This window comes from Pseudomonas sp., assembly GCF_049645325.1.
Lineage (GTDB): Bacteria > Pseudomonadota > Gammaproteobacteria > Pseudomonadales > Pseudomonadaceae > Aquipseudomonas.
The window spans coordinates 1-12,261 of the sequence record NZ_JBARTQ010000239.1 but is presented as its reverse complement, the minus strand read 5'-3'; the positions used below and the strand labels follow the sequence as shown (position 1 = coordinate 12,261).

The 12,261-nt window shown below is 61.4% G+C and carries 9 protein-coding genes; 6 read left to right on the top strand and 3 right to left on the bottom strand.

The window, feature by feature from the left end:
- Window positions 1-16 precede the first annotated feature (16 nt).
- The gene (locus WBB95_RS10325; RefSeq protein WP_424487492.1) at window positions 17-460 is read right to left on the bottom strand and encodes a carboxymuconolactone decarboxylase family protein; all 444 of its coding nucleotides are present in this window, start codon (window positions 458-460) and stop codon (window positions 17-19) included.
- 154 nt (window positions 461-614) lie between these two features.
- Between WBB95_RS10325 and WBB95_RS10320 the strand changes: the two genes are divergently transcribed.
- Window positions 615-2,048 carry a PLP-dependent aminotransferase family protein gene (locus WBB95_RS10320; protein ID WP_424487491.1) on the top strand — a complete coding sequence of 478 codons (1,434 nt, stop codon included), beginning with the start codon at window positions 615-617 and terminating at the stop codon, window positions 2,046-2,048.
- 84 nt (window positions 2,049-2,132) lie between these two features.
- A complete protein-coding gene (locus WBB95_RS10315; protein WP_424487490.1) occupies window positions 2,133-2,534 on the top strand; it encodes a cupin domain-containing protein in 402 nt (133 codons plus the stop codon).
- 54 nt (window positions 2,535-2,588) lie between these two features.
- Here WBB95_RS10315 and WBB95_RS10310 read toward each other — a convergent pair whose 3' ends face one another.
- Window positions 2,589-3,218 (bottom strand): DNA-3-methyladenine glycosylase I, encoded by a 630-nt coding sequence (locus WBB95_RS10310; protein ID WP_424487489.1) that lies wholly within the window; start codon window positions 3,216-3,218, stop codon window positions 2,589-2,591.
- Between the two features lie 217 nt (window positions 3,219-3,435).
- Here WBB95_RS10310 and WBB95_RS10305 point away from each other — a divergent pair, with 217 nt between their 5' ends.
- The 3 genes from WBB95_RS10305 (at window position 3,436) to WBB95_RS10295 (ending at window position 6,346) form a co-directional block, all read left to right on the top strand.
- Window positions 3,436-4,761, top strand: a complete 1,326-nt coding sequence (locus tag WBB95_RS10305) for a C4-dicarboxylate transporter DctA (RefSeq protein ID WP_424487493.1) — start codon at window positions 3,436-3,438, stop codon at window positions 4,759-4,761.
- 170 nt (window positions 4,762-4,931) lie between these two features.
- Window positions 4,932-5,633: a FadR/GntR family transcriptional regulator gene (locus WBB95_RS10300; protein ID WP_424487488.1), complete on the top strand. Its 702-nt coding sequence runs from the start codon at window positions 4,932-4,934 to the stop codon at window positions 5,631-5,633.
- A gap of 17 nt (window positions 5,634-5,650) precedes the next feature.
- Window positions 5,651-6,346: a GntR family transcriptional regulator gene (locus WBB95_RS10295; protein ID WP_424487487.1), complete on the top strand. Its 696-nt coding sequence runs from the start codon at window positions 5,651-5,653 to the stop codon at window positions 6,344-6,346.
- Between the two features lie 107 nt (window positions 6,347-6,453).
- Here the strand turns inward: WBB95_RS10295 and WBB95_RS10290 are convergent, their stop codons facing one another.
- Window positions 6,454-11,322 carry an NAD-glutamate dehydrogenase gene (locus WBB95_RS10290; RefSeq protein WP_424487486.1) on the bottom strand — a complete coding sequence of 1,623 codons (4,869 nt, stop codon included), beginning with the start codon at window positions 11,320-11,322 and terminating at the stop codon, window positions 6,454-6,456.
- Between the two features lie 492 nt (window positions 11,323-11,814).
- On the opposite strand from WBB95_RS10290, the gene WBB95_RS10285 reads away from it, so the two are divergent.
- Window positions 11,815-12,168 (top strand): hypothetical protein, encoded by a 354-nt coding sequence (locus WBB95_RS10285; RefSeq protein WP_424487485.1) that lies wholly within the window; start codon window positions 11,815-11,817, stop codon window positions 12,166-12,168.
- Window positions 12,169-12,261: the final 93 nt, after the last annotated feature.

The following is a 12,261-nucleotide window of genomic DNA, read 5'->3' as shown; positions in this document are numbered from 1 at the left end:
GTGTTGAACTGGGGCCTCAGTGACTCGGTGGCTGCTGGCGAAAACTCACCGCCAGGCGGTTCCAGCCGCTGATGCTGGACACCGCCATGGTCAGGTCCACCAACTCCTGCTCGCTGAACTCCGCGCGCACGGCGGTAAAGAGTTCATCCGACACGCTCGACGTTGGCAGCGTCGCCACCGACTCGCTCCACGCCAAGGCGGCCTTCTCGCGCGCGTTGAAAAACGGCGAGTCGCGCCACACGCACAACGCAAACAAACGTAGCTCCGTCTCCCCCCGCTGCCGCGCGGCCATCGAATGCATGTCCGTGCAGAACCCGCAGTGGTTGAGCTGCGAGACGCGGATCTTGATCAGCTCCAGCAACGGCTTTTCGATAGACAGGCCAAAGGTCGCGGCCTCCAGCAGCAACATGCCCTTGAGCGCTTGCGGCGAGGCGGTGTAGTAATCCAGACGGGGTTCCATGGGCGATTCTCGGGCGGCGGATGCAATGACAACCCAGCCTAGAGCCCCTAAGGCATAAGCCCTATAGCCAATCCGGCGGTTTATGCAGAGACCATTTTGAGTGCGCCAAACGAGCGAGTAACCTTGGCGCAGATCGAAGCCTCTGGGATGAACTATGGAACTGCACGTGGTGATCAAAGGCCGCAAGGACCTGGCCGAGCAGCTGTACCGGCAGCTGCGTGAAGCCATCGCCTCCGGGCGCCTGGCCGCCGGCGCGCAACTGCCGCCCAGCCGCCTGCTCGCCGAACAACTGGGCGTGTCGCGCAAGACCGTGTCCGACACCTACGCCACCCTCACCTACGAAGGCCTGCTGGTGGGCAAGACCGGCCGCGGCACCTTCGTCAACGCCCATGCGCCCCAGGCCGAGCGCGTGCAAACCGCCGCCGACCTGGCCTGCGCCGCCAACCTGGCCACGTGGGCCGCGCTGCCCTCGCCCATGCGCCACCCCACGCGTGACAGCACGTTACGCTACGAATTTATCGGCGGCGCAACCTCGCGCAATCAGTTCCCTCAGGATGAATGGCGACGCTGCACCCAGGACGCGTTGCGCCGTATCGCCCAGAACAGCGGCTATTACAGCCAACCCGAAGGCCTGCCGGCGCTGCGCGAAGCGATTGCCGGGCATATCGCCTTTTCCCGTGGGGTTAAATGCCGCGCCGACAGCATCGTCGTCACCAATGGCGCGCAACAGGCACTGGACCTGATCGCCCGCGTAGTGCTTGAGGCGGGCAGCATCGTGGCCATGGAAGACCCCGGCTACAGCCCCGCGCGCCAGTTGTTCGTGGCAATGGGCGCGCGCGTGGCCGGTGTGCCGGTCGACGAACAAGGCATCCAGGTCGATCAAATCCCCGATGGCGCGCGGCTGATCTACGTCACGCCGTCCCACCAGTTCCCGCTCGGCATGCCCATGAGCCTGGCACGCCGCGAAGCCTTGCTGGCGCGCGCCTTCGAGCTGGGCGCGATCATCATCGAGGACGACTACGACAGCGAATTCCGCTACGAAGGTCGGCCCACCGACTCCCTGCAAAGCATGGACACACGGGGCGTCGTGACCTATGTCGGGACCTTCTCGAAAACCCTGTTGCCCGAACTGCGCCTGGGCTACGCCGTGTTGCCCCCGGCGATTTATGGCGCGGTGCTCAAGGCCAAGCAATTGACCGACCAGCACAGCTCCACGCTGCCGCAATGGGCGCTGGCCAAGTTCATCAGCGAAGGCTACTTGCTCAAGCACATTCGTCGCTGCCACACGGTGTACGCCGGGCGGCGCGAGCGCATTTTGCAACGCCTGGCGGGAGACTTGTCGCCGTGGTTTGAGGCAGTGCCCACCGTGGCCGGGTTTCATTTGGCGGCGCTGTGCAAGGTGCCGGTGAATATCCCGCTGCTGGTGGAACTGGCGCGCCAAGTGGAAGTGGGCGTGTACCCGGTCGATGGGTTCTTTCATGACACACCGGTAAAGTCAGGCCTGATTATTGGCTTCGGCGCGATCGAATTGCTCGACATCGACCCGGCCCTGGACAGGCTGCGCGACGTTCTCCAGCAGATTGGCTAGGCGGTTTTCCGGCGGATTGGTCATTGGTCCACCGCGTAGCCGAGCGTAGGGTAACGAGGTCTCGAACGAATCGGAAACCTCATCATGAAACGACTGCTCGCCACCGCCCTGATGCTCGCCTCCGTCAGCGCCTTCGCCCACGAACCGGTGTACAACCAGGAATCGATCAAGGTGCTGCAGGAGCACGCGCTGACCAACGTGCCCGGTAAAAAAACCATCATGCTCACCGTCGATTACGCCCCCGGCCAGGCCACTGTGCCGCACAGCCACACCGGCACCGCTGTGGCCTATGTGCTGGAAGGCGAAATCACCTCACGGGTCAACGATGAAAAAGCGATCACCTACACGCCAGGCCAGTCGTTCTACGAACCGGCCGGCTCGCGGCACTTTGAATCGAGCAACGCCAGCCAGACCCAACCCGCCAAATTGCTGGTAGTGATGGTGCTGGACGACAAGGCTGAGGTGCTGACGCCCCTTCCGAAATAACCCGCCACACCACACAACCCTTGTTGGAGCTGGCTTGCCTGCGATGGCGGTGTTTCAGGGGCGCTGGAATTGGCGGCGCAGTTGCTCGATCTGCGGCCGGCAAGCGCACCCTTCCAGGTGGTCATTGACCATGCCCATCGCCTGCATCAGCGCATACATCGTGGTTGGGCCGACATAGGTCCAACCGCGCTTCTTCAAGGCTTTCGACAAACGCACCGAAGCCGGTGACGTCGGGTTGGCCGTCCAATACGCCATGTCCACCTGCGCCGGGCGCTCCGCGTCACTGGGCTCAAACGCCCACAGCCAGCGCGCCAGCGAGCCAGTCTCGTCCACCAGTTCGCAGGCCTTGCGCGCGTTGTTGATGGCCGAGACGATCTTCGCGCGATTGCGCACGATGCCCGGGTCCTGCATCAATCGCGCGATATCCGCCTCGCCGTACCGCGCCACCTTGCGAAAATCAAAGCCTTCGAACGCCACCCGAAACTGCTCACGCTTGCGCAGGATGGTGATCCACGCCATGCCCGCCTGGAACCCTTCCAGGCAAATTTTCTCGTACAGCTGAATATCGTCCGCCACCGGCACGCCCCACTCGTGGTCGTGGTAGCGCGGGTATTCCGGCGCGGCCGTGCGCCAGGTGCAGTGGGTATGCCCGGCGGCGTCGGTGGTCAGTCCTGGCGTGTCCATGCATCACCTCGCGATTCGAGCGGCGGATGATAAGCGAAAAATTTTACCTGTCGCCAACCGCTCAAGCATCGCCCTCAGCGACCAACTGGTCAGACCGGGACCTGCTGACCGCCGAATATTTACTTGTTATTTCAAAAAACCCAAGCATAGACTGGCCACGCACTGGACTTACCGGTAAGACCACAACAATTAAGCCTTGGAACCACCAAGGCACCGAATAGAGATCCCTCCCATGCTCAGATGGTGCTCGCGTTCGATTTTCCTGCAAGTCGTGATTGGCCTGGCTCTCGGCATAATCTGCGGTTTGGCCCTTCCCGAATTCTCCTCGCAACTCAAACCCCTGGGTGACGGCTTCATCAAGCTGATCAAAATGCTGATTGGCCTGATCGTGTTCTGCGTGGTGGTCAGCGGTATTTCCGGCGCCGGCGACTTGAAAAAAGTCGGGCGTATCGGCCTCAAGTCAGTGATCTACTTTGAAGTGCTCACCACTGTGGCCCTGGTGATCGGCCTGATCATGGCCTTCAGCACCGGTATCGGCCAAGGCGCCAACATTCACTTGGAACAGCTGTCGTCCGCCGGCCTGAACGAGCTGGCCGATAAGGGCCAACACATCCGCGGCACCAGCCAATTCCTGATGGAGCTGATCCCCAACTCGGTGATCGGTGCATTCGCCGACAACAACGTGCTGCAAGTGCTGCTGTTCTCGGTGCTGTTCGGCAGCGCCCTGAACCTGGTGGGCGAAGCGGCCTCGGGCATTTCGCGGCTGATCAATGAGTTGAGCCACGTGATCTTCCGCATCATGGGCATGATCGTGCGCCTGGCGCCGATTGGGGTGTTCGGCGCAATCGCCTTCACCACCAGCACCTACGGCCTGGATTCGCTGCAACACCTGGGCAGCCTGGTGGGTTTGTTCTACCTGACGTGTTTTGTCTTCGTCGCGGTGATCCTCGGCCTGGTGATGCGCCTGTCCGGCCTGCGCATGCTGCCGTTGCTCAAGTACTTGCGCGAAGAGCTGCTGATCGTGATGGGCACCGCCTCATCCGACGCGGTACTGCCGCAGATCATGCGTAAACTGGAGCACCTTGGCATCGGCAGCTCCACCGTGGGCCTGGTGATTCCGACGGGGTATTCATTCAACCTCGACGGCTTTTCCATCTACCTGACCCTGGCGATCGTGTTTATCGCCAATGCCACCGGCACGCCGCTGTCGATGACCGACTTGCTGACCATCTTGCTCGTGTCGTTGATTACCTCCAAGGGCGCCCATGGTATTCCGGGGTCGGCGCTGGTGATTCTGGCGGCCACCCTCACGGCCATCCCGGCGATTCCGGTGGTCGGCCTGGTGCTGGTGTTGGCGGTGGACTGGTTCATGGGCATTGGCCGCGCGTTGACTAACCTGATCGGCAACTGCGTGGCCACCGTGGCGATTGCCCGCTGGGAAAAGGACATTGATATACAGCGCGCCAACAAAGTACTCGATGGCCAGCAAGGTTATGCGTTCCAGGCCAAGAAGCCCGTGTTGCCGGCGCATCAGGAGTTCTGAACCCGTCTCAAGCACGCCATAATTCCAATGTGGGAGCTGGCTTGCCTGCGATGGCGGTGAGTCAGCCAATCATTCGTCCACTGATGCACCGCTATCGCAGGCAAGCCAGCTCCCACAGGAGTTCTTTACTGGTTTGAATAATGTATTCGCAACACCCAGGAGCCACCGACGTGATCACCCCCTCAACCGTCGTCAATTCAGTCGTACAAAAACTCCGCGCCGCTTTGGCGCGGGGCCAGTGGCGCCGTGGCGAAATGCTGCCCGGCCAGCGTGAACTGGCAGAACAGCTGGGCATCAGCCGCCCGAGCCTGCGCGAAGCCGTAATCGTGCTGGAAACCCTCGGCCTGGTGCGTTCGATGCCCGGCAAAGGCGTGGTGGTCCTCGAAACCAGCGTCAGCGAGCCGCAATCGAGCGACGCCGTGGCCGACGCCAGCCTCGAAGACATCCTGCAACTGCGCTACACCCTTGAACCGTTCATTGTCGGCCTGGTGGCCCAGTCGATCAGCAGCAAGGAAGTCGGCCAACTGCGCCTGACCCTCATGGACATGCGCGAAGCCCTCGACGCCGGTGACGCCGAAGCAGGCATGAACGCCTACATCGGCTTCCATGAAGAACTGTTCGCCCTCACCTCCAACCCGATCTTCCAGAACGTGGTGCAACAAACCAGCAACGCCCTCAAGCAAAGCGCCCAGGTGCTGCGCAATTCGCCCGAACACCTGGCTGAACGCTTGCAGGAAAACGACGCCGTGGTGCGCGCCATCCGTAACAAGAACAGCGCCCTGGCCAGTGCAGAAATGCGCCGGCACATCCTCCAGGAAGGCCTGCGCATGGGCATCCGCTTGAACATTCCGGACGACCATCTGGGCCGCTGACTTTTTGGAGACAGGCCATGACCGCTCACGCGCTGCAACCCAATTCCATCGTCACCGCCCTGCCCGCCATGCGCCTGGTGGCGGGTAAAAAGCCCTCAGTGGACGATATCTACCCACGGCTGTTCGACGCCATTCTGGAACAACGCATCGCCCCGGCCAGCCGCTTTACCGAAGAGAGCCTGGGTGAGACCTTTGGCGTGAGCCGCAGCGTGATTCGTCGCGTATTGGCAAAGCTCTCCCATCAGCAGGTGATCATCCTGCGTCCCAACCAACGTGCCCAAGTGGCGGCGCCGGATGCCCGACAGACCCGCGAAATCCTCGAAGCCCGGCGCATGACTGAAATGACCGTGGTGCAACTGGCCTGCGTGCACGCTACATCGGCGCAGATCCGCCAATTGCGCGAGCTGATTGCCCGCGAGCGCGACTGCATCGAACGCGAGCAGCGTGGGCCGGCGATTCGGTTGTCGGGGGAGTTTCACCTGCAATTGGCGGCAATCGCCGGCAATGCGCCGTTGGCGCAGTTCCTGAATAGCTTGGTGCCGCTGACGTCGCTGGTCATTGCCCAATATGAAGCGAAGGCCTGCACGTATTGCGCGTGGCAGGAACATGTGGCGATTGTGGAGGCGGTGGAGCAACGGGATTCAGCCGCGGCTGTGGCGTTGATGACCCAGCATCTGGATCACCTGGAAAGCAAACTGCTCAAACACCACTGAACCTAAGTGGATAAAGCTCCCACATTTCCCCTCAGTGTTTGATAAACAGTGCTCCAACAAAAAGCCCCCGCATCTCACGACACGGGGGCTTTTGTTTTACTGCGCTATCAAGCCGGTGGCAGCACCGACTGACCGCTCAACGCCAGGTCCAGCAACTCACGGTTGGCGACCGCGTACATGGCGTAGTCCGTGCCCACTGCAGCACGAATTTCCACCATCATTGCGCGCCAGCGATCGGCCATGTCCTGGTGCTGCTCAAGCCACAGGGCCACGCGGGCTTCCATGTCTTGTGGCGCGTCGGCCATTTGCAGCACCGAAATGGTGATCGCCCGTTGCTGCCAGTCCACGTCGTCGCGGAAGGCTTCGCGGGCCTGGGCCTGCCAGTTGTTGGCCACCGGCAGATCGCTGATCTGCTGCAGGTACCACGGCAAGTCCAGCGCGCTGCCGACGGCGAAGTAGGCCTTGGCCACTTCAGCGGCGTCATGCCCGGTCACGTCGGCGGCTTCGATGATCGGCAGCAAGGTGTACAGGTGAGTCGTACCTGCAACCATGCGGGCCAACAGCTCAGGCACACCGGCTTCGGTGTAGGCCTGGTAGCGGTTCTGCCAGCCTTCGCGGGTCGGGCCTTCCAGCAGTTCGTCGAGCTTGAGGCCCAACGCGGCCAGGTGCGGACCGAAGTGCGCGGTGTCACGGCCAGCATCCTGCTCGTTGCGGCGGCTGCGCAGGAACCAGCGCGTCGCGCGGCGGCCCAGGCGCATCAGCTCGTCCATCAGCTCCAGTTGCACATCAGCGGAGACCTGGTGGTCCAGGGCTTCGATCTGACGGAACCAGTGCGGGAGATGGAAGATGTCACGCACGATCACATAAGCGCCGGCCACGTTCGCCGGGCTCATGCCGGTCGACTCTTTGAGCCGTTGAACGAAGGTGATGCCCATGTGGTTGACCAGGTCGTTGGCGATCTGGGTGCTGACGATCTCGCGCTTCAGGCGGTGGCGACGCATGGCCTCGCCGAACTTGGCGACCAGACTCGGCGGGAACGCGGTCTCCATGTCACGGGTCAGGTACTCGTCATCCGGTACCAGCGACTTGAGCAGCGCTTCCTTGAGGTCGATCTTGCTGTACGAGATCAGCACCGACAGTTCCGGACGGGTCAGGCCCTTGCCAGTCGCGGCGCGCTCAACGAGCTGCTCCTCGGTCGGCAGGTACTCGATGGCGCGGTCCAGTTTGCCACGGCCTTCCAGGTCGCTCATCAGGCGCTTGTACTCGGCAGCACGCTCGTAGGCTTTGCGTGCAGCCAGGGACAGGGCCTGGGTCTGCTTGTAGTTGTTGCCCAACACCAGGTTACCGACTTCGTCGGTCATGCTCGCCAGCAGCTGGTTACGCTGCTTGTCAGTCATGTCACCGGCCTGCACCACTTCGTTGAGCAGGATCTTGATGTTCACTTCGTGGTCGGAGCAGTCCACACCACCGGCGTTGTCGATAAAGTCGGTGTTGGAACCGCCGCCATTGAGGCCGAATTCCACACGCCCCAACTGGGTCATGCCGAGGTTACCGCCCTCGCCCACCACCTTGCAGCGCAGCTCGTTGCCGTTGACGCGCAGAGCGTCGTTGGCCTTGTCGCCCACGTCGGCGTGGCTTTCGGTGCTGGCCTTGACGTACGTACCGATACCGCCGTTCCACAACAGGTCCACCGGCGCCTTGAGCAAGGCATTCAGCAGTTCGGTCGGGGTCAGCTTGTCGGCCTTGATGTCGAAGCGTTCTTTCATCTGAGGCGAGATGGCAATGCTCTTCGCGCTGCGCGAGAAGATACCGCCGCCTTCAGACATGATGCTGGTGTCGTAGTCGGTCCAGGCCGAACGCGGCAAGTCGAACAGGCGCTGACGCTCAGCGAAGCTGTTGGCCGGGGTCGGGTTTGGATCGATGAAGATGTGCAGGTGGTTGAAGGCTGCGACCAGTTGCAGCTTGTCGGACATCAACAGGCCGTTACCGAACACGTCACCGGCCATGTCGCCGACGCCCACCACGGTGATGCTGTCTTCCTGCACGTTGATGCCGCGCTCGCGGAAGTGACGCTGCACACCGACCCAAGCGCCCTTGGCGGTGATGCCCATTTTCTTGTGGTCGTAACCCGCCGAACCGCCGGATGCGAACGCATCGCCCAGCCAGAAGCCGTAGTCGATGGCGATGCCGTTGGCGATGTCGGAGAAGGTTGCGGTGCCTTTGTCGGCGGCCACGACCAGGTACGGGTCATCGTCGTCATGGCGCACAACGTTCAACGGTGGCACCAGGGCGCCGTCTTTGAGGTTGTCGGTGATGTCCAACAGGCCGGAAATGAAGATGCGGTAGCAGGCGATGCCCTCGGCCGCGATCTCGTCCCGGGTGCCGCCCAATGGCAGGCGACGCGGCAGGAAGCCGCCCTTCGCACCCACGGGCACGATGACCGAGTTCTTCACTTGCTGGGCTTTCACCAGGCCCAGCACTTCGGTACGGAAGTCTTCTTCACGGTCGGACCAGCGCAGGCCGCCGCGTGCCACATTGCCAAAGCGCAAGTGCACGCCTTCAACACGCGGCGAGTAGACGAAGATTTCAAACTTCGGCACCGGCTTCGGCAGCTCAGGAATCGCGCGCGGGTCGAACTTGAAGCTGAAGTACGACTTGTTCTGGCCGTTGGCATCGGCCTGGTAGAAGTTGGTACGCAGCGTGGCCTTGATCAGGTCCAGGTAGCGACGCAGGATGCGGTCTTCGTTGAGCACCTGAACGTCGTCCAGGGCCGTGAGGATCGCTTGCTCCAGGCGTTGCTGCTTGTCTTCCAGGTCATCGGCGGTGAGCTTGCGCGCCAGGTAGAAGCGGGTCTTGAACAACCGGGTCAACTCGCGGGCGATGTCGGTGTGGTTGTTCAGGGTGCTGGCGATGTAACCCAGGTCGAAGCCCAGGCGAATCTGCTTCAAATAACGCGCATAGGCACGCAGCAGCGCGACGTCGCGCCATGGCAGGCCGGCGGTCAGTACCAGGCGGTTAAATGCATCGTTCTCGGCATCGCCGTGCACGATATGCACAAACGCGTCCTGCAGCGTGTCGTTGAGCTGCTGGATATCCAGGTTCACGCCTTCAGCGGCAATGAACGCAAAGTCATGGATCCAGAACTCGCGGCCATTGGCGTGACGCAGGCGGTACGGGAATTCACCCAGTACGCGCAGGCCGAGGTTTTCCAGGATCGGCAACACGTCGGACAGCGCCAGCGGGGTGTCGGCGTGGTAGAGCTTGCAATGCAGCTCGCGTTGGCCGGAGACCTGGCCCAGCGGCTGATAGAAGCTCATCACCAGCGGGTTGGCTTCGGTCAGGCTGTTGAGGTGCTGCATGTCGACCACGGCCGAATGCGCAGCAAAACGCTCGCGGTAGCCGGCCGGGAAGCCTTTCGGGAAGTCCGCCAGCACGTTGGTGCCTTGGGCTTCGCCGAAGCTTTCGACGACGAGGCTGGAGTAGTCGTCTTGCCAGCTGCGGCAGGCCTGTACGACTTCTTTTTCCAGTTGAACCGGGTCGATGTCCAGGCGGTTCTTCGGGTCAACCCGCAGAATCAGTTGTACACGGGCCAGCACGGACTCGGAGAAGAAGGTCCAGAACTCGCAGTCCGAGGCTTTCAGGCGATCCATCAAGACTTGCTGGATCTTCTGGCGCACTTCGGTGGAATAGATGTCGCGCGGCACGTAGGCCAGGCAGTAGCAGAAACGACCGTACGGGTCTTTGCGCAGGAACACGCGGATCTTGTTGCGCTCCTGGATCTGCACGATCGACATCACAGTGCTGAACAGCTCGTCGACCGGGGTCTGGAACAGGTCGTCACGCGGCAGCACTTCAACGACTTGAGCCAGCTCCTTGCCCAGGTGAGCCTTGGCCTGGAAGCCCGAACGGCGTTCGATCTCGGCCACCTTGCGGCGGATGTAAGGAATCACCCGCACGCTTTCGCCGTACACCGAGGAGGTGTAGAGGCCCATGAAGCGGTGTTCCTTGATGACCTTGCCGTCAGCACTGATCTCACGGATAGACACGTAGTCAGGGTAAGCCGGGCGGTGCACGCGGCTTGGGTGCGCGGCCTTGGCGAACGACAGCACGGTGGGTTCGCGCAAGTAATTGACGGCGTAGTCTTCGATGCGCAGGTCTTCGGCGGTGAGGCCGGCACGCAGCAGTTTGGTCAGACCGAGGAAGGAATTGGCGTCATATTCGATATGACCGCCGTCCGCCTCGTCACGTACCACGAATTCTTCGTAGCCGAGGAAGGTGAAGTGGTTGCCCACCAGCCATTCCAGGAAGCTTTTGATCTCGGCCTTTTCTTCGCCGTCGATAACAAACTGGCTGGCGTCGACACCGGCCAGCAGGTCCTGGACCTTGGCTTTCATCGGTTCGAAATCAGCCACGGCCACGCGCACTTCGCCCAGCACCTGCTCAAGCTCTTTGCTCAGCACGTTGAGTTCGGCCGCATTGGCGCAACGGTCGATTTCCAGGTACATCAGCGATTCTTGCTGGATGCCTTCGCCCTGGGTGCCTTTTGGCAGGATTTCCAGCAGCTCGCCCTTGTTGCCACGGCGCGTGCTCAGCACGGTGGTTTGCAGGGTGTGGATGCTGTAGCCACGACGGTTCAGCTCGGTGCGCACCGAGTCCACCAGGAAGGGCAGGTCATGGTGCAACACTTCGACCGCGGTGTGGGTCGACTGCCAGCCATGACGTTCGTAATCGGGGTTGTAGACCCGCACTTGCGGTTGGGTGTGATCAAAGCGCTCAAGCAGGCGCCAGGCAGACAGGGTGCAACCGGCCAGGTCGGAAAGGCGACGTTGGGTCAGTTCGTCGAGGGAAATAATGCCGAAAAATTGTTCAGCGAACAGCGCCACTTGTGGCAGTGCCTGTTCACTGATGTGCTGCGCCAGTGCCGCTTGCAGTTGATGCTGGAAGTCGGCCTTGCTGGCTGCGGTGAAGAACGCCATCTGTGGTACTCCGCTTGGGCTTGTTATTGATGGAAGCGTCGCGTGTTATCCCCTTGCGGGGAGACCGTCAGCGCTGTTCGTCAGTAGCCATATAAAGAACCATAAACGAATCAGGATGACAGGTGGGTGAAGCTGGACAAGACAATGAGGTCACATACAACTTCCATAAGATGCGCACCTTGCCAGGCGACGGTACGACGGGCAGGTCAGGCTCCCGGCACAGGGCACATCCGTTGCGCAGCTTAACGAGTGTAGGAAGACAGCTGCTTGCGACGCTGCGACATATTCGGTCATCGGTACGCAGGCTTGGGGTTGCGACTTGGGCAACCCGGATTTTTTCGCGAAAAAACCGGCTATTTTCAAGCTCGCGAGTACCGAAAATGACTGGTATTGCCCGTCAGGTCATGCACAGGGTCTGACACAGAATGCAGCACAAAATTCGCCGCGATGGCACAATTGCCTCGCTGTGCCCTCCCCCAGACAGGATTTCCCATGCAGCAACTGAACACCGACGCACTGATGGCCACCCCGTGCGACGACGAAGAAGACAACATGGCCATGCTCTGCTGCCACGGCAAAAACGGCGAGATGTTCATGCTCACCCGTTACCCGGACGAAGACGAAGTGGAACTGACCTGGGATTACGAGCCGTCGACCCTGGATGGGCTGAAGATCACCCTGAGCGACACCACTTTGCTGGTCGAGCTCGCCGCAGGCGATGCCGATGCGCTGGGCGGCAAGGATCAGCTTCAGATCACCCACACCAGCGCTGCGTCGGATTTGGCTGAAGTTGAAGAAACCTTGCAGAACATTCTCAAGGGCACGGGTACCTTTACCCGGATATAGCATCCTTTCAGTGGTGAGCTTGGCCTTTGTGGTGAGCGGGCTTGCCCTGCGCTGGGCTGCGAAGCAACCCTAAAACCAGGCGCCGCGTTTTGC

Bases quoted from the DNA above. Each gene is read 5' to 3' on its own strand.
- WBB95_RS10325 (WP_424487492.1), bottom strand. From the start codon at position 460: ATGGAACCCCGTCTGGATTACTACACCGCCTCGCCGCAAGCGCTCAAG.
- WBB95_RS10320 (WP_424487491.1), top strand. From the start codon at position 615: ATGGAACTGCACGTGGTGATCAAAGGCCGCAAGGACCTGGCCGAGCAG.
- WBB95_RS10315 (WP_424487490.1), top strand. From the start codon at position 2,133: ATGAAACGACTGCTCGCCACCGCCCTGATGCTCGCCTCCGTCAGCGCC.
- WBB95_RS10310 (WP_424487489.1), bottom strand. From the start codon at position 3,218: ATGGACACGCCAGGACTGACCACCGACGCCGCCGGGCATACCCACTGC.
- WBB95_RS10295 (WP_424487487.1), top strand. From the start codon at position 5,651: ATGACCGCTCACGCGCTGCAACCCAATTCCATCGTCACCGCCCTGCCC.
- WBB95_RS10290 (WP_424487486.1), bottom strand. From the start codon at position 11,322: ATGGCGTTCTTCACCGCAGCCAGCAAGGCCGACTTCCAGCATCAACTG.
- WBB95_RS10285 (WP_424487485.1), top strand. From the start codon at position 11,815: ATGCAGCAACTGAACACCGACGCACTGATGGCCACCCCGTGCGACGAC.